The following is a 22,012-nucleotide window of genomic DNA, read 5'->3' as shown; positions in this document are numbered from 1 at the left end:
TCCTGACCGGGCATCGGACCGGTCCGGAAACCGGCTTCCCCTTCAGGCTCCGCTCTATTTGCCCTCGGCGCACTGGATGATGGCGGCGCGCAGTTCCTCCAGCCCCGCCGCTTTTTCCGACGAGGTGGCGAGCACGGCCGGAAACGCCGCCGGGCGCTTGCGGATTTTCGCCAGCGTTTCCTCGATCAGGCGCGGCACGCCGGCGGCCTTGATCTTGTCGGTCTTGGTCAGCACGATCTGGTAGGACACGGCCGCCTTGTCGAGCAGCGACAGCACCTCCTCGTCATTGGCCTTGATGCCGTGGCGGGCGTCGATCAGCACATAGACGCGCTTCAGGGTCACGCGGCCCTTCAGATAGTCGAAGACGAGCTTCGTCCACTCGTCCACCTGCTCCTTGGGAGCCTGCGCATAGCCGTAGCCCGGCATGTCGACCAGCGCCAGGGGCGGCAGGTCGTCGCCCTTGCCGGAAAAGCCGTCGGGCACGAAATAGTTCAGCTCCTGCGTGCGGCCGGGCGTGTTGGAGGTGCGGGCAAGGCCCTTCCTGCCGACCAGCGCGTTGATGAGCGACGACTTGCCGACATTGGAGCGGCCGGCGAAGGCGATCTCGGGCGGACCCTCCGGCGGCAGGAATTTCATGGCCGGCACGCCCCGGATGAACACCCAGGGGCGGGTGAACAGGGCGATGTCGAGGCCGGAAGGCACAGATTTGGCGGCGCTGGTCTGGGCGCTTGTCTGGTCGGGGCCGGTCATGAGGTGCCTTTCGCGATAGCCGGGCAGGAGCCGCTTATAGGCGGCGCGGACGGGCGCGTCCAGAAAGGCATGAAGGCGGCCCGTCTTAGCCGGCGGGTGAAATTTCGATGTTCCCACAAGATTTTGGGATGAAGTTGCATCAAATATTGCGTTGCAGCAATATGTTGTTAACTTGGCCGCCCGACATTGATGGTCCGGCATAGCCGTCCTCATAGGTCGTAGCCAGTAAGGACCCTTGATGTTCTACCAGCTCTACGAACTGAACCATGCCGCATTGCAGCCCGCCCGGGCCTTTGCGGACGCCATGCGGGCGCTCTACTCCAACCCCCTCAATCCGTTCTCCGGCACCATGTGGGGGCGGTCCGTCGCCGCGACGGCGGAGCTGTTCGAGCGCACTACCCGTCACTACGGTAAGCCGGAATTCGGCATCCACGAGACGAAGGTGGACTGGACGAGCGTCGATGTCACGGAGAAGGTCGTCTGGTCGCGGCCCTTCTGCGATCTGCTGCGCTTCGAGCGGGACCTGCCGGCCGGGCGCCGCCCTGATCCCAAGATCCTGATGGTGGCGCCGATGTCGGGGCACTATGCGACGCTGCTGCGCGGCACGGTGGAAACCATGCTGCCGCATGCGGACGTGTACATCACCGACTGGATCGATGCGCGCATGGTGCCGGCCGCCGACGGCAGCTTCGATCTCGACGACTACATCGACTATGTCATCGACATGCTGCATTTCCTCGGGCCGGACACGCATGTCATGGCCGTCTGCCAGCCTTCGGTGCCGGTTCTGGCCGCCGTGGCGGTGATGGAACAGCGCGGCGACCCGCTCGCGCCGGCCTCGATGACGCTGATGGGCGGGCCGATCGACACCCGCCGCAGCCCGACCGCCGTCAACGTGCTGGCGCAGGAGAAGGGGCTCGACTGGTTCCGCGAGAACGTCATCATGGATGTGCCGTGGCCGGCGCCCGGTGTCGGGCGCCAGGTCTATCCGGGTTTCCTGCAACTGTCGGGCTTCATGAGCATGAATCTCGACCGCCACATCATCGCCCACAAGGATTTCTTCATGCACCTCGTCAAGAACGACGGGGACAGCGCCGAGAAGCACCGCGATTTCTATGACGAATATCTGGCCGTGATGGACCTGACGGCCGAATTCTACCTGCAGACGGTCGACACCGTCTTCATCCGCCACGCATTGCCGAAAGGCGAGTTGATGCATCGCGGCGTGCGGGTCGATCCGGCTGCGATACGCAATGTCGCGCTGCTCACGATCGAGGGCGAGAACGACGACATTTCCGGCCTCGGCCAGACCCGGGCCGCGCACGATTTGTGCGTGAACCTGCCGGCCGCCAAGCAGGCGCACTACATGCAGCCGCGTGTCGGCCACTACGGCGTGTTCAACGGATCGCGCTTCCGGGCCGAAATCGCCCCGCGCATCCTCGATTTCATCGCCAGCAACCGCAAGGCCGACGCCGCTGCGAAGCCGCGCCTGGTGCGCTCCGACCGTTCCTGACCCGTCGTCCCGACTGTTGCACATTCGCCGCGGTCGGACGCCGTCGGTAACCATGATGTGACGCAGGCCATCTCCCGAATTGACACGAAGTGTAAATCGCCGTTAACGTTTCGTTAACAAACAGGGGCGAGCGGGGACGATGACTTCCTCACCGGCTAGGCTGCGCTTGCGCGCCATCATCACAGGCATGACTGCGCTGGCGGCGCTGACCGCTGGCGTGCCCGCAGCGCTTGCGGGGCCGATGGCCACGGGCGGGATCACCTCGCAGCCCATCGGTCACTATGAGTTCTGCAGGGCCAACCCCTCCGAATGCTCGGTTCGTCCCGTCGACAGGGGGCCGGTCAAGATGACGCCGGAACTGTGGCAGATGCTGGTGGAGGTTTCCGCCAAGGTCAACGCCGCCGTCAAGCCGATGAGCGACCTCGAGATCTACGGCAAGGACGAGGTCTGGACCTATCCCGACAAGGGCGTGGGCGACTGCGAGGATTATGTGCTGGAAAAGCGGCGCCAGCTTCAGGCGCGCGGCCTGCCGCTGTCCACGCTGTTGATCACCGTCGTGCGCAAGCCCGACGGCGAGGGCCATGCGGTGCTGACGGTGCGCACCAGCAAGGGCGATTTCGTGCTCGATAATCTGCGCGATGACGTGCGCTCATGGAACCAGACCGGCTACCGCTTCCTCAAGCGGCAGGCCGCGGACCACACCGGGCGCTGGGTCTCGATCCGCGACGACCAGCAGGTTCTGGTCGGATCGGTCCGGTAGGCGTATCGGCCTTCACTTTTCGCTGCTCCGGAAGCTGCCAGTAGACACCGCTTATTGCTTGGTGGGGTTCTCCAGCGCCTTGGCGAGCGACATCTTGGCGCTGCCGGGCTTGAGCGGCTTCTGCTGGGAGGGGTCCGGTGCCCAGCCCGACAACCACACAATCGGGAAACTTGCCCGGATGCGCCCGTCCGGATCGGAAAAGCGTTCGGCATAGATTTCCGCCGCGCGGGCGAACAGGGCACGCGTGGCCGGACGCCGGGAGCGGTCGGCCAGCGCATTGGTCTCGCCCATGGCGCGCAAATCCGCCATCAGCGCGAACATGTGGTCGTAGCGCACGGTCATGGTCTCGATGTCGGCCACCGGCAGGGCAAAGCCCGCGCGCTGGAGCAGGGCGCCGGCGTCACGCACGTCGACGAAGGGGCTGACGCGCGGGCTGATGCCGCCGTAAAGCTCGGTTTCGGCGGCCAGCAGGCTTTCGCGCAGTTCGGCCAGCGTGCCGGCGCCGGCCATGGCGCCGAGGAACAGCCCGTCCGGTTTCAGCGCGCGCCTGACCTGCACCAGCATGCCGGGGATGTCGTTCATCGTCTGCAGGGACAGCAGCGACACGGCAAGGTCGAGGCTCTGCGGCTCGAACGGCACGGTCTCGAAGGGGGCAAGCAGGGCATCTGCGTCCCCGCCGAAGCCGGCATCGCACTCGACGCGCACGATCTGTTCGGTCTTGCCGGTGCCGGTCACGGCCTCCATTGCCGCCGGTGTCTGGCAAAACAGCACGGCGGCCTTGCCGAAGCGCCGGCCGACCGCCGAGAGGCGCTCGGCCAGATCGTCGGCCACGCGCCGCATCAGGAAGTCGTTGCCGGCCTGCGGGCGGGCGAGTGCCCTGCGCTTGTGCGCCAGCCACAGGGAGGTGTCGAAGAGGGTCTGCACCGCGTGTTCCGCTTCCGGCTTCTTCTGCCAAAGCGCGTCGCGATCCTTCGGATTCGCTCCTTGCGCCTTAAGCTGTTGTTTTTACGTATGTCGTTCTCCCGAAACCGGTTCCCACTTTCGGGCGACATGCGCTAGGATAGGCTCTGGCCTTTCAGGTGGCCGATTGGAGGGGGGAGATCAAGGGGCTTGGCCGAACCATGCTCGAATGGCCGGCGCGGATGATGTTTCCGCCGGTCTGCGCCGGCTGCCGCCGCCAGGTCAGCCGGCCGGGCGTGCTGTGCGGTGCCTGCTGGCCGCGTCTCACCTTGCTGGAGCGGCCGTGGTGCCCGGTGATGGGCACGCCCTTCGCCCACGACATGGGCGATGGCTTCCTTTGTGCGGAGGCGATTGCCGATCCGCCGCCCTTCGAGCGGGCGCGCGCCGCCGTGCTCTATGACGGGGTGGCGTGCGACATGGTGCGCGGCCTGAAATACCACGACCGCACCGACCTTGCGCCGTGGATGGCCGAGTGGATGCTGCGCGCGGGCGGCGAACTGCTCGCCGAGGCCGACATGATCGTGCCCGTTCCGCTCCACTGGCGGCGCTTCTTCAGGCGCAAGTTCAACCAGTCCGCCGAACTGGCGCGCGCCGTGGCGCGGCTCTCTGGCGTGCGCTTCGAGCCGTCGGTGGTGCGGCGGGTGCGCCAGACGCGGCCGCAGGTCGGGCTGGAGCGCCGGGAGCGCGAGGACAATCTGCGCGGCGCGTTCCGGGTGGAGCCGGAGGGCGCCCTTGCCATCGCCGGGCGCAGGGTGGTGCTCGTCGACGACGTCTACACCACCGGCGCCACCGTGCGGGCGGTGACGCTGGCGCTGAACAAGGGCGGGGCGCAGGCGGTGGACGTGCTGACCTTCGCACGCGTGCTGCCGGGCGGCGGCGAGGGGGACTTCCGGCCCGTCGTGTCAGCGCTTATATAAGCCGCATAACGAGACAGGATTGTTGACCAATGGTCGATGTAACCATCTATACGCGGGCCATGTGCGGCTATTGCACGGCGGCCAAGCGCCTTCTGGAGCGCAAGGGCGTCGCCTATACCGAGCATGACGCCTCGTTCTCGCCGGAACTGCGCCAGGAGATGATCTCCCGCGCCAACGGCCGCACCACCTTCCCGCAGATCTTCATCGGCAAGACCCATGTCGGCGGCTGCGACGACCTGCATGCGTTGGAAGCCGAGGGCAGGCTTGATACACTGCTTGCCGAGGATCGGTCCCACAGGGCGCTTGAAAGGTGAGGTAGCTGGCGATGGCTGTGTTCAAGGCGGCGGTGGTGCAGATGCGTTCGGGCATGGACCCCGAGCGCAACGCGACGGATATGGAAGCGCTGGTGCGCGAGGCTGCCGGCCAGGGCGCCACCTATGTGCAGACCCCGGAGATGACCGGCGCCATGGTGCGCGAAAAGGAAGACCGCGCCCGGCTGTTCGTCGCGGAAGAGGATGACGTCACCGTCGCGACCGCGCGGCGCCTGGCCAAGGAACTGGGCATATTCCTGCATATCGGCTCGACCGCGATCCGGCGTGACGACGGCAAGAGCGCCAATCGCGCGCTGCTGATTTCGCCGCGCGGCGAGACGATCGCCACCTATGACAAGATCCACATGTTCGATGTCGATCTCGACCATGGCGAGAGCTGGCGCGAATCCGCCGCCTATGAACCCGGAACGCGGGCGGTGACGGCGAATGTCGACGGCGCGACCCTGGGGCTGGCCATCTGCTACGATTTGCGTTTCCCTCAGCTTTTCCGCACCGAGGCGCTGGCCGGGGCCGAGGTGCTGACCGTGCCCGCCGCCTTCACCCGCCAGACGGGCGAGGCGCACTGGCATGTGCTTCTGCGCGCCCGGGCCATCGAGAACGGCGCCTTCGTGATCGCGGCCGCCCAGGGCGGGCAGCATGAGGACGGGCGCGAGACCTTCGGCCATTCGCTGATCGTCGATCCGTGGGGCCGCATCCTGGCCGAGGTCGACCACGACCGGCCGGGCGTGGCGGTGGCCGAGATCGATCCGGCGCAGTCCGCAGCGGCCCGCCGGAAAATCCCCAATCTCAAGAATGCGCGGGAGTTCACCCTTGCGGCCGCCGTCACCGGTGGCGGGCATCTGGAAAGGACGGGGTCTTGATCCGCTTTTCCCTCGTCTGCGAGCACGACCACGAATTCGAGGCCTGGTTCCGCAGCGGTGACGACTTCGACACCCAGAAGAAGCGCGGCTTCATCGACTGTCCGTCCTGCGGTTCGTCCAAGGTGGAAAAGGCACTGATGGCGCCGGCCGTCTCGACCTCCGCCAAGCAGGAGAAGATGGCGCTGGCCATGGGCGAGGCGCAGCGCCAGGCGCTCGAAGAGATGAAGGCACTGGCGGCGAAAGTGCGCGAGAACGCCGATTATGTCGGCGACAAATTCGCCGAGGAGGCCCGCAAGATCCATTTCGGCGAGGCCGACGCGCGCGGCATCTATGGCGAGGCGACGCTGGAGGAGGCCAGGGACCTGGCCGAGGACGGCGTCGAGTTCATGCCCATCCCGGTATTTCCGGACGACAGGAACTAAAGCTGTCGCGCGGGGAACCGGTTTCGGGATAACGACCTGCATAAGAACAACAGCTTAAGGCGCAAGGAGCGGATCTGAAGGATCGCGACGCGCCTTTGGGGCTGGCCCAATCACCGCCGCCGTTGCTGACGCATTTGCAGGGTGTGGCGCGCGGGTTAGCTTCCTCTCCATGAAAGCGATCTGGGATTCGGCGTTCGGCCTGCTGGCGATCACCGGCGGCCTGCTCGGCCTCAGCCTGCCGCTGGGCAAGATTGCCGCGGGGGCCGGCGTGCCGGCCATCATCTGGGCCTTCGTCATTTCGCTGGGCGCAGGCGGCGTGCTGCTGCTTGCCCTGCTCCTGAAGCGCCGCACATTGGCGATGACGGCGCACCGCCTGCGCTATTTCACGATTGCGGCGGCCATCTCCTACGCGCTGCCCAATCTGCTGATCTTCTCTGCCGTTCCGCGTCTTGGCGCCGGCTATACCGGCATCATGTTCACGCTTTCGCCGGTCATCACGCTGGGCTTTTCCATCCTGCTGGGTGTGCGACGGCCCAATTTCCCGGGCATCGTCGGTATCGTCGTCGGCTTCGCCGGCGCCGCCATGGTGGCGCTGGCGCGTGGCGATGCCGCGCAACCGACCGATGCGGCGTGGGTGTTGATCGGCCTGCTCATTCCCGTGCTGCTCGCGGCCGGCAACATATACCGCACCATGGACTGGCCGCCGCACACGGGGCCGATAGAGCTTGCCGCGGGCAGCCATCTGGCCGCGGCGGCCATGCTTCTGGCAGGGATCGTGCTGCTGCCCGGCCTTGCCGCCTTCGCTCCGCTCGGCCAGGTGCCGGGCGTGACGCTGGCGCAGGCGGCATCCGCCGCCGCCATGTTCGCCTTCTATTTCCGGCTGCAGGCGGTGGGCGGGCCGGTCTATCTCAGCCAGATCGGCTATGTCGCCGCCGCGATCGGCCTGTTTGCCGGCACGCTGTTCCTCGGCGAGCACTACCGCTGGCAGACCTGGGCCGGCGCGCTGCTGATCGTCGCCGGGGTGGCCATCACCACCAAGGCGCAGGCCTCGGACGGATAAGGCGTCGCCGGCAACGCAGGTGATCGGGCGAGGGCGGGCGTCAGTTCGCCTTCTGCTTTTCCGCCAGCACCATGTAGTTGACGTCCATGTCCGTGGAGCGCTGCCAGCGGTCGGCCAGCGGGTTATAGACCACGCCGGTGCGGTCGATGACCGACAGGCCGGCGCCGGCCAGCGCGCGCTCCAACTCGTCCGGCCGCACCAGCTTGCCGAATTGGTGGGTGCCGCGCGGCAGCCAGCGCAGCACATATTCGGCGCCGATGATGGCCAGCCCCAGCGCCTTCAGCGTGCGGTTGATGGTGGCGACGAACATGATGCCGCCGGGTTTGACCATCTCGCCGCATTTGCCGATGAACAGGTCGATGTCGGAAACGTGTTCCACGACCTCCATGTTGAGCACCACGTCGAATTTTTCGCCGGCATCGGCAAGGTCCTCGGCCGTGGTCGCCCGGTAGTCGATCTCGACGCCCGATTCGGCGGCATGTAGCCTGGCCACCTCGATGTTGGTGGCGGAGGCATCGGCGCCGACGACCTCGGCGCCCAGCCGTGCCATCGGCTCGCACAACAGGCCGCCGCCGCAGCCGATGTCGAGGATGCGCAACCCCTCGAAGGGCTGCGCCGCATGCGGGTCACGGCCGAAGCGCTGGGCAATCTGATCGCGAATGTAGGACAGGCGCACGGGATTGAATTTGTGCAGCGGACGGAACTTGCCGTTCGGGTTCCACCATTCGGCGGCAAGTGCCGAAAAACGTTCAACTTCTCCGGAATCGATGGTCGATCGTCGGGTGTCGGACATGTCCTTGTCTCCGTGAAGCTTTACGAAGTCGGGGTTGAGGGCGCGAAAGTCAAGGCGGCATTTGCAGCGAATCGCGGCAATCGCTTGCACGAAAAGCCTGTTTTGGCTAAGGAGACCCCGCATCGGCACAAGGGGGATCGCCCTCGTGCCAGACCGTCCATTTCGGGCCTTCGGCCCGGCATTCAAAGGCATTCCGCTCCCATGGCGCGTATCGTGATGAAATTCGGCGGGACTTCGGTCGCCGACATCGCCCGCATCCGCAATGTGGCGCGGCACGTCAAACGCGAGGTCGACTGCGGCCATGACGTGGCCGTGGTGGTTTCGGCCATGGCCGGCAAGACCAACGAACTGGTCGCCTGGACGCGCGAGGCCTCGCCCATGCACGACGCGCGCGAATACGACGCCGTCGTCGCCTCCGGCGAGCAGGTCACCGCCGGGCTCCTGGCCATCACCTTGCAGAACATGGGCGTCAACGCCCGCTCCTGGCTCGGCTGGCAGATCCCGATCCACACCGACAACGCCCATGGCGCCGCTCGCATCAAGGATATCGACGGCTCCTTCCTCATCAAGCGCTTCGGCGAGGGACAGGTGGCGGTGATCGCCGGTTTCCAGGGCCTGGCGCCCGACAACCGCATCTCGACGCTGGGCCGTGGCGGTTCGGACACCAGCGCCGTGGCCATCGCGGCCGCCGTCAAGGCCGACCGCTGCGACATCTATACCGACGTGGACGGCGTCTACACGACGGACCCGCGCATCGAGCCCAAGGCGCGCCGACTCGACCGCATCTCCTTCGAGGAAATGCTGGAAATGGCCTCGCTCGGCTCCAAGGTGCTTCAGGTGCGCTCGGTGGAGCTTGCCATGGTGCACAAGGTGCGCACCTTCGTGCGCTCGTCCTTCGTGGAGCCCGATGCTCCCGGCATGGACGATCTTCTCAATCCGCCTGGAACGCTTATTTGCGACGAGGATGAAATCGTGGAACAGCAGGTCGTCACCGGTATTGCCTACGCCAAGGACGAAGCGCAGATCTCGCTGCGCCGCGTCGCCGACCGTCCGGGCGTCGCCGCCGGCATTTTCGGGCCGCTGGCAGAGGCCGGCATCAATGTCGACATGATCGTCCAGAACATTTCGGAGGACGGCAAGTTCACCGACATGACCTTCACCGTGCCTTCGGGCGATGTCGGCAAGGCGCTGGCGGTGCTGGAAAAGGTGCGCGACACCATCGGCTTCGACGCCATCCAGCACGACGAGGGCATGGCCAAGGTGTCGGTGATCGGCATCGGCATGCGCAGCCATGCGGGCGTTGCCGCGACCGCTTTCGAGGCGCTGTCGCAGAAGGGCATCAACATCCGCGCCATCACCACTTCGGAGATCAAGATCTCGATCCTGATCGATGGACCCTACACGGAGCTTGCAGTGCGTACGCTCCATTCCGTATACGGTTTGGACAAGAGTTAAGGGCTGCGGGCCCGGCAGCGGGCCTTATCCGGCGCGCGGGACCGGGCAGCGCGGCCATTGGAGGAAGACGCCGCTATGCGTGAAACGGCGGTCGGCCCACGTGTTCTGTTGAAACGGCTGCGCGAGCTCATGCAGGAGCCGCTGGAGCCGCAGGATCGGCTCGACCGGATCGTGCGCGACATCGCCTCCAACATGGTGGCCGAAGTCTGCTCCCTCTACGTGCTGCGCGCCGATTCGGTGCTGGAGCTCTACGCCACCGAGGGTCTCAACCCGTCCGCCGTCCACCTGGTGCAACTGCGCCTCGGGCAGGGCCTGGTCGGCACCATCGCCGCCAGCGCGCGGCCGCTCAATCTGTCGAACGCGCAGGAGCATCCGGCCTTCGCCTACCTGCCGGAGACCGGCGAGGAGATCTACAGCTCCTTCCTCGGCGTGCCGCTGCTGCGGGCCGGGCGCACGCTCGGCGTCCTGGTCGTCCAGAACAAGACCATGCGCACCTATCGCGACGACGAGGTCGAGGCGCTGGAGACGACCGCGATGGTGATCGCGGAGATGATTGCCACCGGCGATCTCGCCCGCCTGTCGCGACCAGGCCTCGAACTCGACCTGAAACGCCCGGTTTCCTTCGGCGGCGTCTCCTTCAACGACGGCATCGGGCTTGGCCATGTCGTGCTGCATGAGCCGCGCGTCGTCGTCACCAACCTGTTCAACGAGGACAGCGAGGAGGAGGTGCGGCGGCTGGAAACGGCGCTCGGCTCGCTCAGGCTGTCCATCGACGACATGCTGGAGCGGCGCGACGTCGCCTTCGAGGGCGAGCATCGCGAAGTGCTGGAAGCCTACCGCATGTTCGCCAACGACCGCGGCTGGGTGCGGCGCCTGGAAGAGGCGATCCGCAACGGCCTGACCGCCGAAGCGGCGGTCGAGAAGGTCCAGAGCGACATGCGCGCGCGCATGATCCACATGACCGATCCCTATCTGCGCGAGCGGATGAGCGATTTCGACGATCTCGCCAACCGGTTGCTGCGCCAGCTCATGGGGACGGGGCCGGAGGACATCGCCGCCGCCCTGCCCAAGGATGCGATCATCGTCGCCCGCTCGATGGGCGCGGCGGAACTGCTCGACTATCCGCGCGAGAAGCTGCGCGGGCTGGTGCTGGAGGACGGCGCGGCAACCAGCCATGTGGTGATCGTGGCGCGCGCCATGGGCATCCCCGTGGTCGGGCAGGTCAAGGGCGCCGTCTCCATGGCCGAGAACGGCGATGCCATCATCGCCGACGGCGAGGAGGGAGCGGTCCATCTGCGCCCGCAGGCGGACCTCGAAGCCGCCTATGCCGAGAAGGTGCGCTTCCGCGCCCGGCGGCAGGAGCTTTACCGCGAATTGCGCAACAAGCCTTCGATGTCGAAGGACGGCGTGCAGATCGATCTTTTGATGAATGCCGGGCTGATGGTCGACCTGCCGCAACTGGTCGAGTCGGGCGCGGCCGGCATCGGCCTGTTCCGCACCGAATTGCAGTTCATGGTCGCCTCGACCTTCCCGCGCGCCGAAGCGCAGGAGCAGCTCTATCGCGACGTGCTCGATGCGGCGCGGGGCAAGCCGGTCACCTTCCGCACCATCGATATCGGCGGCGACAAGGTGCTGCCCTATTTCAAGAACAACACGCAGGAAGAGAACCCGGCGCTCGGCTGGCGCGCGATCCGCCTGACGCTCGACCGGCCCGGCTTGCTGCGCACGCAGATCCGCGCCCTGCTCAAGGCCGCCGGCGGGCGCGAGCTGAAGCTGATGCTGCCCATGGTGACGGAGCTCGGCGAGATCGCGCAGGCGCGCGAGATCATCGACCGCGAGGTGCGGCATCTGTCGCGTTTCGCGCATCTCTTGCCCAACAGCCTGAAGCTCGGCGCCATGCTGGAAGTGCCGTCGCTGCTGTTCCAGCTCGACGAGCTGATGAAGGCGGTGGATTTCGTCTCCGTCGGCTCCAACGACCTGTTCCAGTTCGTGATGGCGGTGGACCGCGGCAACACGCGGATGGCGGACCGGTTCGATCCGCTTTCGGTGCCGTTCCTTCGCGTGCTGAAGACCATCGCGGATGCCGGCAAGCGCAATCATACGCCGGTGACCTTGTGCGGGGAACTGGCCGGCAAGCCGATCTCGGCCATGGTGCTCATCGGGCTCGGCTTCCGCTCGATCTCCATGTCGCCGGCCTCGATCGGCCCGGTCAAGGCCATGCTGACGGAACTGCCTGTGGGCGAACTCGAGGCCTTCTTCGAGGACAATCTGTGGGCTCCGGCCAACGACATTCCGATGCGGGCGCTGTTGCAGGCCTTTGCCGACGATCGCTCGATTCCGCTTTAGAGCGAGATGACTTCTCCTTGAAAAGCCATCTCGCTCTAAACTTTTGTTTTTGAACCATGATCTTGTCCGAAAAGTCTGCAACTTTTCGGGATCATGCTCTAGGGCCCCGATACCAGCATGAGCATTCTACCCCGTGATCGGATGGATCAGGTCGTCAAGCGTTTCGAGATGCTCGAAGCGCAGATGGCGGCCGGGCCGGAACCCGAAGCCTATGTGAAGATGGCGTCGGAATACTCCGAACTGCAGGACCTTGCCGGAAAGGTGCGCGCCTTGCGCGGCGCCGAGCGGGAGCAGGCGGACCTTGCCGGCCTTTTGGCCGACAAGACGACCGATGCCGAGATGCGCGAGCTGGCCGAGGCGGAGCTGCCGGAACTGGAAGAGCGCATCGAGGGGCTGGAGCGCGACATCCAGATCCTGCTGCTGCCCAAGGATGCCGCCGACGAGAAGAACGCCATCCTCGAAATCCGCGCCGGCACCGGCGGCGACGAGGCGGCGCTGTTCGCGGGCGACCTGTTTCGCATGTACGAGCGCTATGCATCCGCGCACGGCTGGCGCTTCGAGATCATTTCGGCGAGCGAGGGCGATGCCGGCGGCTACAAGGAAATCATCGCCAGCGTTTCCGGCAAGGGCGTGTTCGCGCATCTCAAGTTCGAGTCGGGCGTGCATCGCGTCCAACGCGTACCCGAGACCGAGGCGCAGGGACGCATCCACACCTCCGCCGCCACCGTGGCCGTGCTTCCCGAGGCGGAGGAGGTCGATATCGACATCCGCCCCGAGGACATCCGTATCGACACCATGCGCGCGTCGGGCGCCGGCGGCCAGCATGTCAACACCACCGATTCGGCCGTGCGCATCACCCATCTGCCGACCGGCATCATGGTGGTGTCGGCGGAGAAGTCGCAGCACCAGAACAGGGCGCGGGCCATGCAGATCCTGCGCGCGCGCCTGTTCGACATGGAGCGCAGCCGGGCCGACGAGGAACGCTCCGAATCGCGCAAGTCGCAGGTCGGCTCCGGCGACCGTTCCGAGCGCATCCGCACCTACAATTTCCCGCAGGGGCGGGTGACCGACCACCGCATCAACCTCACCCTCTACAAGCTCGACCGGGTGATGATGGGCGAAATGGACGAGATCATCGATGCGCTGATCGCCGACCATCAGTCGAAGCTGCTGGCCGACATGACGGAAGGCTGAGATCCGGAACGGACATGGTGCATCCTTGACCCTGGCGGAACTTCTCGGCGCCGCGCGGCGCAAGCTTGCCGAATCAGGCGTCGAGGACGCCGCCCTCGATGCCAGGCTGCTGGTCGAGCACTTCACCGGCACCAGCCGCAGCGATGCCATCGCGCGGCCGGATAGGACGATCGATCCGCGGACGGTCGCGGAGGTGGAGGCCGCGCTGGCGCGCAGGTGCCGGGGCGAGCCCGTCCACCGCATCCTCGGCTTTCGCGAGTTCTATGGCCTGCGCCTGTCGCTGTCGGCCGAGACGCTGGAGCCGCGTCCCGACACCGAGGTGCTGGTGGATGCGGTGCTGCCTTTCATGCGCGACGTCGCATCGCGGGAAGGCGAATGCCGGGTGCTGGACCTTGGCACCGGCACCGGGGCCATCGCGCTTGCCCTGTTGGCCAATGTGCCCGGGGCGGTGGCGACGGGCGTCGACATATCCGACGACGCGCTGGCGACCGCCGCCCGCAACGCCGTCGATCTCGGCCTCGCCGATCGGTTCCGGCCAAAAAAATCCGACTGGTTCGCGGAAATTTCGGATCGCTACCATGTAATCGCCTCAAACCCTCCCTATATCGGGTCCAACGAGATCGCGGCCTTGCAGAAAGAGGTACGGCTGTTCGATCCCCTCCGGGCCCTCGATGGCGGAGATGACGGGCTGGAGCCTTATCGGATCATCGCGGCGGGCGCCGCTTCGCACCTGGAACAGGGCGGGCTGGTCGTCGTCGAGATCGGCAGCACGCAGCGGCTGGAGGTCGGGTCCATCTTCGCGGATGCGGGTTTCCGCCTCGTGCGGGCGCTCAGCGATCTGGCCGGAAACGACAGGGTTCTTGTGTTCGCAACTGCGTGAAGAGCTTGACCCCGCGACGAAATAACGCTTGGCAAGGTCTGCAAATATAGATAGGGTCACCTCAACCGGATGAGTTGAAGCGGGCAGATCTTCCAGAGATTCGGTTCCCTTGGACATAGCTGCCTTTCGCGCAAATGGCGCTGAATGCTTCGCGGGGAATCGTCCGGCAAGTGTTATGTGACCGGGATAAGGTGGCACGTGGCGCCAACGCAATCGATGCGGGCGAACACCGGCGGGATGGCAGATCGGCAGGTCCTGTGAACACTGCCGCCGCGATAGGTTTTTCTTGATTTCCAACTGAAGAGACTCGGATGAGGCCACAACAGCAGAACAGGCGTATGCGCGGTCGCAACAATGGCGGCAACAACAATAACAACCGCAAGGGACCGAACCCGCTCAGCCGCAACTACGAGAGCAACGGACCGGACGTCAAGATTCGCGGCTCCGCCCAGCAGATCGCCGAGAAATATGCCGCGCTTGCCCGCGATGCCATGAGCTCCGGCGACCGCGTGATGGCCGAGAACTATCTCCAGCATGCCGAGCACTACAATCGCATCATTGCCGCCGCCCAGGCGCAGATGCCGATCCAGAACGTGCAGCCGGCGCGTGACGACTTCGATGACGACATCGACGAGGAGCGCGACGAGGCTGAAGCGGCGGCCAACGGCAACGAGGCGCATGCCGTCGCGGCCGGCAACGGGTCCGGTCCGCAGCCGGTGATCGAAGGCGTTCCGGCCGAGGTGGCGCTGAACACCGAAACCGCGAGCGAGAACCGCGGCAATCGCGACGGAGGCAGGGGCCGGGACCGCATGAACAACGGCCCGCGTGGTGAACGCGGCGAGCGTCGCCCGCGCGAAACCCGCCAGAAGGATCGGGAAGAGGCCGGGGAAGCCGTGCCCGCCGAGGCCGCAGACGCCGCGCCGGCAGAAGAGGCACCCGCCCAGCCGGCCGAGATGAACCCGGCCGCCCTTGCCGCTGCGGCGGAAGGGAAGGAAGCCGAGGCCGAAGCGCCGCGCAAGCCGCGCCGCCCGCGCAAGCCGCGTGTCGCCAAGGACGCCGGTGAAGCCGGCTCCGCCGAGGAGCCGGTGGCTGCGGCGTCGGAAGGCTGACCGGGGCATTTCCCAGAAAACCAATGTGGACGGCGGGGAGCGACCCCCGCCGTTTTCGTTTGGGCCGGACCGGCGAAACAGGCCCGCATTGCGCTGTCCTGCTGCCGGCGCCGGGATACTCCTTTCGGGCAAGCGGACTTGAGTGCGGCGAAAAGGCCGATAAAATTCCTTTTGCCGCTGTTGTCGGCTCCTTGAGAGGGGCTGTTGCGTGCCCCATATCTGTGAGGAATTGAACCTGGCTCGATCGGGTGGGTTCGTCACCGCAATCTGATCCGGTGCCGCGAAGCGGGCCGGTGACGGAAGGAGACAGATATGAATCTTGAGAAATATTCCGAGCGCGTGCGCGGCTTCATCCAGTCCGCGCAGCAATATGCGCTCAACCGCAATAACCAGCAGTTCACGCCAGAACACGTCCTGAAAGCGCTGATCGACGACGACGAAGGCTTCGCCGCCTCGCTGATCGAACGCGCCGGTGGCCGCCCGCGCGATGTCGAACTCGGCGTCGATGCCGCGCTGGAGGCGCTGCCGCGCGTCGAAGGGGGCAACGACCAGCTCTATCTGGCGCAGCCGCTGGCCAAGGTCTTTTCCACGGCCGAGGAACTGGCGAAGAAGGCCGGCGACAGCTTCGTCACCGTCGAGCGCCTGTTGCAGGCGCTGGTGATGGAGAAGTCGGCCAAGACCTCCGACATCCTCACCAAGGCGGGCGTCACCCCGCAGGCGCTCAACCAGGTCATCAACGACATTCGCAAGGGCCGCACCGCCGATTCGGCGTCCGCGGAACAGGGCTATGACGCGCTTAAGAAATATGCGCGCGACCTGACCGCCGACGCGCGCGCCGGCAAGCTCGACCCGGTCATCGGCCGGGACGACGAGATTCGCCGCACCATCCAGGTGCTGTCGCGGCGCACCAAGAACAACCCGGTGCTGATCGGTGAGCCGGGCGTCGGCAAGACGGCCATCGCCGAAGGGCTGGCACTGCGGATCGTCAATGGCGACGTGCCCGAATCGCTGAAGGACAAGCAGTTGATGGCGCTCGACATGGGCGCGCTGATCGCCGGCGCGAAATATCGCGGCGAGTTCGAGGAGCGGCTGAAGGCGGTGCTCAACGAGGTCACCGCCGCTGCCGGCGGCATCATCCTGTTCATCGACGAGATGCACACGCTGGTCGGGGCCGGCAAGGTCGATGGCGCCATGGACGCCTCCAATCTGCTCAAGCCGGCGCTGGCGCGGGGCGAACTGCACTGCGTCGGCGCGACCACGCTCGATGAATACCGCAAATATATCGAGAAGGACGCCGCGCTGGCCCGTCGTTTCCAGCCGGTGTTCGTGGACGAGCCGACGGTGGAGGATACGATCTCGATCCTGCGCGGCCTGAAGGAGAAGTACGAGCAGCACCACAAGGTGCGCATCTCCGACTCGGCGCTGGTTTCGGCCGCGACCCTGTCCAACCGCTACATCTCCGACCGCTTCCTGCCCGACAAGGCCATCGACCTTGTCGACGAGGCGGCGTCGCGGCTGCGCATGCAGGTCGATTCCAAGCCCGAGGCGCTGGACGAGATCGATCGCCGCATCATGCAGCTCAAGATCGAGCGGGAGGCGCTGAAAGTCGAGAAGGACGAGGCGTCGAAGGACCGGCTGGCCAAGCTGGAGAAGGAACTCACCGACCTCGAGGAGGAATCGTCCGGGCTGACCGCCAAGTGGCAGTCGGAGAAGCAGAAGCTCGGCCTCGCCGCCGACCTGAAGAAGGAACTGGACGAGGCCCGCAACGAACTGGCCATTGCCCAGCGCAAGGGTGAGTTCCAGCGTGCCGGCGAACTTGCCTACGGCAAGATCCCCGAGCTGGAGAAGAAGCTTACGGAAGCCGAGGCCCATGACGGCAATGGCGGCGGCATGGTCGAGGAAGTGGTCACGCCCGACCACGTCGCCCATATCGTGTCTCGCTGGACGGGCATTCCGGTCGACAAGATGCTGGAAGGCGAGCGCGAGAAGCTGCTGCGCATGGAAGACGAACTGGCCAGGCGCGTCGTCGGCCAGGGCGAGGCGGTGCAGGCCGTTTCGAAGGCGGTGCGCCGTGCGCGCGCCGGCTTGCAGGACCCGAACCGGCCGATCGGCTCGTTCATGTTCCTCGGCCCCACGGGCGTCGGCAAGACCGAGCTGACCAAGGCGCTGGCGAGCTTCCTGTTCGACGACGAGAACGCCATGGTGCGCATCGACATGTCGGAGTTCATGGAGAAGCACTCCGTGGCCCGGCTGATCGGCGCGCCTCCCGGCTATGTCGGCTATGAGGAAGGCGGGGCGCTGACCGAAGCGGTCCGGCGCCGGCCCTATCAGGTCGTGCTGTTCGACGAGATCGAGAAGGCGCATCCGGACGTGTTCAACGTGCTCTTGCAGGTTCTGGACGACGGCCGCCTGACCGACGGGCAGGGCCGCACGGTGGACTTCCGCAACACGCTGATCGTCATGACCTCGAACCTCGGCTCGGAATATCTGGTCAACCTGACGGAAGACCAGGATGTCGACCTGGTGCGCGAGGAGGTGATGAACGTCGTGCGCGGGCACTTCCGGCCGGAATTCCTCAACCGCGTCGACGAGATCATCCTGTTCCACCGCCTGCGCAGGCAGGATATGGGCCGGATCGTCGAGATCCAGCTCAAGCGGCTGGAGAACCTGCTTGTCGACCGCAAGATCCATCTGGACCTCGATGCCGATGCGATCGAGTGGCTGGCCCAGAAGGGCTACGACCCCGCCTATGGCGCGCGGCCGCTCAAGCGCGTCATGCAGAAGGAGTTGCAGGACCCGCTGGCCGAGAAGATCCTCGGCGGCGAAATCCTCGACGGTTCCACCGTCAAGGTGACCGCGGGCTCCGACCGGCTGAACTTCCGCAGCAAGCCCGGCACGGGCGCGGAAGCCGTCAAGGCGGCGTAGCCCGGCGCAAACAAAACCGATAAAGATGATGGCCGCAGCGATGCGGCCATCTTCATGCCCGGTTCATCTTCGAAATCTATCGTGATTGGCTGTTTCGCGGGCAATGTGGTCCGCAAACATTGATTCGCCCCGGAGCGGGCGGCTGGAAAGCATGGAGAGCTTTGCCTGCATGTCGCACATTTTCCTGTCCGTTTCGGCACTCGCCGCCGTGCTGTTTTCCGCCGATGCCATGGCATCGCGCGGAGGCAGCCTTGCCGAATCAGGCGCCAGGCCCCCCGTGCAGGCCGAATCGGCACAGCCCGCCCCGGTGCAACTCGCCCAGATGGGCGATTTCGAAGTCTATTTCGACGGCAACGGCAACCGGGTGATCGTGGACAGCTTCACCGGCGAGGTGGTGGCGATCGAGCCGCCGGACATGCGCAGCGATCGTCGCGCATTGCGGCGCCAGCAGGCAAGGCGGGCGGAGCGCCAGGAGCGCTATTATCTCGACGATCCCGATGACATGGAGCGCTTCCTGCAAAGGCAGCGGGAGGAAGAGGCACGGGTCTACGATCCCTATTCGGGCGGCCTTTACGAGGAGTTTCCCGAAGCACCACGCGATATCTATCGCGATCCTCCCCGGGAGCCGCCGCCAACCGCGAATCCGTCGCAGATCGAACGCCGCAAGCTCGAGGAGGCGTCCCTGGAGCCGGCGAACCGCGCGCCCGAATCGGCTTCCAACCCGGTGACGCCGGGCACGCGGGTCGATTCGTCCCTGTCGCTGGGCGCGCGCGAGGACATCGCCGCCCTTCAGGTGCTGCTCGACCGCGCCGGCGCGTCGCCGGGCGTCATCGACGGGCGGTTTGGCTCGAACGTGGAAAAGGCGCTGGCCGCCTATCGCGAGCTCACCGGCCAGACGCTGCGCTCCACCGACGCCATTGCCATCACCCAGGCGCTGGCCGAAACCGGCGGCGACGCATTTTCGCACTATGAGATCACGAACCAGGACGTCGCCGGCCCCTACATCGCTTCGGTGCCGGAGGACTACAGCCACAAGGCGCAGCTCGACCACATGTCGTTCACCTCGGTCACCGAGGCGCTGGCCGAGCGCTTCCACATGGACGAGGCCTATCTCAAGGCGCTGAACCCGGAGGCCAATTTCAACCGGCCCGGCACCATCATCAAGGTTGCCAATTTCGGCCGGCTGGTGTCGACGCCGGTGGCGCGAATCACCGCCGACAAGGCACGGAAGCAGGTGCGCGCTTATGACGAGAGCGGCAAGCTGGTCGCGGTCTATCCCGCCACCATCGGCTCGGCCGCGACGCCTTCGCCCTCGGGCGTGCATGCGGTGACGCGGATCGCGATCAACCCGAATTACACCTACAACCCCAAGATCAACTTCAAGCAGGGTGAAAACGATAAGGTGCTGACGATCCCGCCCGGGCCCAACGGGCCGGTCGGCTCGATCTGGATCGCCCTCGACAAGCCGACCTACGGCATTCACGGCACGCCGGAACCGTCGAAGATCGGCAAGACGGAAAGCCATGGCTGCGTCCGCCTGACCAACTGGGATGCGGCCGAGCTTGCCAAGCTGGTGAAACCGGGTGTGACGGTGGAGTTTCTGGATTAGGGCAGTAAGGCAGTAAGGCAGTAAGGCAGTAAGGCAGTAAGGCAGTAAGGCAGTAAGGCAGTAAGGCAGTAAGGCAGTAAGGCAGTAAGGCAGTAAGGCAGTAAGGGAACAGGTGGCTCGCTGCTATCCTGCCCTAGCCCCCTTCTCCGACCTTCGCGCTTGCGACCTTGAGCGTGTTGCGGTCCTGCTGCTTCAGCAATTCGTCGATGCGCGTGCGCTCGCGCTTGAAAGCGGTCAGTTCGTCGCCCTTCAGCACCTTGCCCACCGGCAGGCGCACCCGCATCGGATCGACCTTGGTGCCGTTGACGATCAGCTCGTAGTGGAGATGGGGGCCGGTCGACAGGCCGGTCGAGCCGACATAGCCGATAATCTGCCCCTGCCGCACCCGCACGCCCGGGGCGATGTTCTTGGCGAACGCGCTTTGGTGGTTGTAGGAGCTGACATAGCCGTTGGCATGGCGAATCATGATCTGCCGGCCATAGCCGCCGGCCCAACCTGCCTTCTCGACCACGCCATTGCCCGTGGCGATGATGGGCGTGCCGCGTGGGGCGGCCCAGTCGACGCCGGTGTGGACGCGGGTGTAGCCGAGGATGGGGTGCTTGCGGCCGCCGAAGCCGGACCGGAACTTGCCGGTGGGAACCGCCTTGCGCAGCAGGAACTGTTGGGCGCTGCTGCCGTTCTCGTCGAAATAGTCGAACGAGCCATCTTCCGTTTGAAAGCGGTAGAAGTTGCGGGTCTGGCCGCCGATGCTGGCCGAAACATAGAGAAGCTCGGAGTTTTCCGAGGCCTCGTCGTCGCTGTCGGGTTGCGAGAACAGCACCTCCAGCCGGTCGGTCGGGCTGGTGCGCGACTGGAAGTCGACATTCGAGGCGAGCAGCTTGACCAGGCGCTGCGTCATTTCCTTCGACATGCCATAGGAATAGGCGGCGCGGTAGATGCCGTCATAGATGGTGGGCAGGTTGCCGCGCGTCTGCACCGGCGGCGAATCGTCGAAAGCGGTGAGCAGTTCGGGATTCGGCTCCGGTTCCTGCGCCGGCACATACTGGCCGTCATCGCTGCGGGCGATGGTCACGATGTGCCTTGTCTTGTCGTAGACGCCGGTGCGCACCACGGTCGGCACTTCGTCCCGAATCTCGATGCCGACGCGCAGCACGGTTCCGGCCTTCAGGGCAGGGGCGTTGAGCAATTTGGCGATCGCGCCCGCCATGCCCTTGGCATCGTCGCCGTCATAGCCCGAATCGGCCAGCGCCTCGGCGATCCGGCGATCCTCGCGGAAGGGGATGATCTCCTCGGCGAAGACCGGCGCCCGGAGTTCCGCCTCGGTGTCGGGGCGCGGCGCGACCGACACGTTTTCCGATACGATGCGCACGCCATAGGAGCCGGCAAGGCTCTGGGTAAGCTGGTCGCCGAAGCGTTGCGGGTCGACATAATGCAGGGAGGCGACCTGGATGGCGCCCTCGGACAGGTCGGCGGCGGCCTCGCGCACCACCTTTTCGACCTCGTCGGCGGAAAGTCCGCTGTTCTCGTCGAAGGCGGCGGTGGCGATCGGGAAATCGACGGTCTTGAGGCTGATCTCGCTCTCGACCTTGGCGCCGTAGATCTGGCCGGCCGCGGTCAATGGCGACGGCGGGGGCGGGGCGCCGTCGTCGCTGAACACACGCAGCGGGTCGAAAGCCGGGTAAGGGGTCGTGGTGGTGTAGGCGGCGGCCAGCGCCATGTTCACCTGCACCAGCGGCATGGAGTGGATGACCTCGCGGTCGCCCACCTTGGTGACCATGGACACGTCCATGCGGCGTCGGTCCTTGGCGCGGGAAACCTGGCGCGTGGGCGTCACGCGCGGTTTCTTCGCCTTCTGCCCGGAAACCAGGTCGTTCGAGGCGAGGCTGGCCAGTTCGGCGATCTCGGGCGGGGTGGCGAGTTGCTGGCGGCCGTCCAGCGCGGCAAACAGGGCCACGCCCATCAGCACGCTGGAGGTCACTCCAGTGAGGAAGGTTCCGGAAAGCCAGCGTGCGGAAACCTCCCGGCGGTCCGGGGGGCTCGTGCGGCCATCCTCTACAAGAGGCGGCTCATTGCCTAGCTCGGCTATGACCTCTTCGGTATCCCGCATCCAGAATGGCTGCTTCTTTC

The 22,012-nt window shown here is 65.8% G+C and carries 18 protein-coding genes; 14 read left to right on the top strand and 4 right to left on the bottom strand.

What is annotated here, in order from left to right; genetic code table 11:
* Positions 1-54: 54 nt before the first annotated feature.
* Entirely contained in the window at positions 55-750 is a 696-nt protein-coding gene (yihA, locus tag ABID37_RS19155; RefSeq protein WP_354197640.1) for a ribosome biogenesis GTP-binding protein YihA/YsxC, read from the bottom strand.
* A gap of 238 nt (positions 751-988) precedes the next feature.
* On the opposite strand from yihA, the gene ABID37_RS19150 reads away from it, so the two are divergent.
* Positions 989-2,263, top strand: coding sequence for a polyhydroxyalkanoate depolymerase (locus ABID37_RS19150; RefSeq protein ID WP_354197638.1), 1,275 nt, complete (start codon positions 989-991; stop codon positions 2,261-2,263).
* 139 nt (positions 2,264-2,402) lie between these two features.
* Entirely contained in the window at positions 2,403-3,023 is a 621-nt protein-coding gene (locus ABID37_RS19145; protein ID WP_435521594.1) for a transglutaminase-like cysteine peptidase, read from the top strand.
* A gap of 51 nt (positions 3,024-3,074) precedes the next feature.
* On the opposite strand, the gene ABID37_RS19140 is transcribed toward ABID37_RS19145, so the two are convergent.
* Positions 3,075-3,947 carry a methyltransferase domain-containing protein gene (locus tag ABID37_RS19140; RefSeq protein WP_354197636.1) on the bottom strand — a complete coding sequence of 291 codons (873 nt, stop codon included), beginning with the start codon at positions 3,945-3,947 and terminating at the stop codon, positions 3,075-3,077.
* 197 nt (positions 3,948-4,144) lie between these two features.
* Here ABID37_RS19140 and ABID37_RS19135 point away from each other — a divergent pair, with 197 nt between their 5' ends.
* The 5 genes from ABID37_RS19135 (at position 4,145) to ABID37_RS19115 (ending at position 7,574) form a co-directional block, all read left to right on the top strand.
* The gene (locus tag ABID37_RS19135) at positions 4,145-4,900 is read left to right on the top strand and encodes a ComF family protein (protein WP_354197634.1); all 756 of its coding nucleotides are present in this window, start codon (positions 4,145-4,147) and stop codon (positions 4,898-4,900) included.
* 29 nt (positions 4,901-4,929) lie between these two features.
* A complete protein-coding gene (grxC, locus tag ABID37_RS19130) occupies positions 4,930-5,214 on the top strand; it encodes a glutaredoxin 3 (protein ID WP_354197632.1) in 285 nt (94 codons plus the stop codon).
* 11 nt (positions 5,215-5,225) lie between these two features.
* A complete protein-coding gene (locus ABID37_RS19125; RefSeq protein WP_354197630.1) occupies positions 5,226-6,092 on the top strand; it encodes a carbon-nitrogen hydrolase family protein in 867 nt (288 codons plus the stop codon).
* Positions 6,089-6,514 (top strand): DUF1178 family protein, encoded by a 426-nt coding sequence (locus ABID37_RS19120; RefSeq protein WP_354197628.1) that lies wholly within the window; start codon positions 6,089-6,091, stop codon positions 6,512-6,514. The genes ABID37_RS19125 and ABID37_RS19120 overlap by 4 nt, the downstream gene beginning before the upstream one ends.
* Before the next feature lie 169 nt (positions 6,515-6,683).
* On the top strand, positions 6,684-7,574 hold the full coding sequence (locus tag ABID37_RS19115) for a DMT family transporter (protein WP_354197626.1): 891 nt from the start codon (positions 6,684-6,686) through the stop codon (positions 7,572-7,574).
* A 40-nt stretch (positions 7,575-7,614) separates the two neighbouring features.
* On the opposite strand, the gene ubiG is transcribed toward ABID37_RS19115, so the two are convergent.
* Positions 7,615-8,367, bottom strand: a complete 753-nt coding sequence (gene ubiG / locus ABID37_RS19110) for a bifunctional 2-polyprenyl-6-hydroxyphenol methylase/3-demethylubiquinol 3-O-methyltransferase UbiG (RefSeq protein WP_354197624.1) — start codon at positions 8,365-8,367, stop codon at positions 7,615-7,617.
* 201 nt (positions 8,368-8,568) lie between these two features.
* On the opposite strand from ubiG, the gene ABID37_RS19105 reads away from it, so the two are divergent.
* From ABID37_RS19105 to ABID37_RS19075, 7 genes are all read left to right on the top strand, one after another.
* On the top strand, positions 8,569-9,822 hold the full coding sequence (locus ABID37_RS19105) for an aspartate kinase (RefSeq protein WP_354197622.1): 1,254 nt from the start codon (positions 8,569-8,571) through the stop codon (positions 9,820-9,822).
* A gap of 75 nt (positions 9,823-9,897) precedes the next feature.
* Positions 9,898-12,168, top strand: coding sequence for a phosphoenolpyruvate--protein phosphotransferase (gene ptsP, locus ABID37_RS19100; RefSeq protein WP_354197620.1), 2,271 nt, complete (start codon positions 9,898-9,900; stop codon positions 12,166-12,168).
* Between the two features lie 117 nt (positions 12,169-12,285).
* Complete coding sequence (gene prfA / locus ABID37_RS19095) at positions 12,286-13,362, top strand: peptide chain release factor 1 (protein WP_354197618.1); 1,077 nt, start codon at positions 12,286-12,288, stop codon at positions 13,360-13,362.
* 25 nt (positions 13,363-13,387) lie between these two features.
* Entirely contained in the window at positions 13,388-14,242 is an 855-nt protein-coding gene (gene prmC / locus ABID37_RS19090) for a peptide chain release factor N(5)-glutamine methyltransferase (protein ID WP_354197616.1), read from the top strand.
* 311 nt (positions 14,243-14,553) lie between these two features.
* Positions 14,554-15,351 carry a DUF4167 domain-containing protein gene (locus ABID37_RS19085; protein WP_354197614.1) on the top strand — a complete coding sequence of 266 codons (798 nt, stop codon included), beginning with the start codon at positions 14,554-14,556 and terminating at the stop codon, positions 15,349-15,351.
* A 312-nt stretch (positions 15,352-15,663) separates the two neighbouring features.
* Positions 15,664-18,276 (top strand): ATP-dependent chaperone ClpB, encoded by a 2,613-nt coding sequence (gene clpB / locus ABID37_RS19080; RefSeq protein ID WP_354197612.1) that lies wholly within the window; start codon positions 15,664-15,666, stop codon positions 18,274-18,276.
* Positions 18,277-18,445: 169 nt separating this feature from the next.
* On the top strand, positions 18,446-19,885 hold the full coding sequence (locus ABID37_RS19075) for a L,D-transpeptidase family protein (protein ID WP_354197610.1): 1,440 nt from the start codon (positions 18,446-18,448) through the stop codon (positions 19,883-19,885).
* A gap of 133 nt (positions 19,886-20,018) precedes the next feature.
* Here the strand turns inward: ABID37_RS19075 and ABID37_RS19070 are convergent, their stop codons facing one another.
* A complete protein-coding gene (locus tag ABID37_RS19070) occupies positions 20,019-21,992 on the bottom strand; it encodes a peptidoglycan DD-metalloendopeptidase family protein (protein WP_354197608.1) in 1,974 nt (657 codons plus the stop codon).
* Positions 21,993-22,012 lie beyond the last annotated feature (20 nt).

Source organism: Aquamicrobium terrae, assembly GCF_040545735.1.
GTDB classification, from domain to species: Bacteria; Pseudomonadota; Alphaproteobacteria; order Rhizobiales; family Rhizobiaceae; genus Mesorhizobium; species Mesorhizobium terrae_A.
Note: the sequence above shows the minus strand (reverse complement) of the source record. Positions and strands in the feature narration are given on the sequence as shown.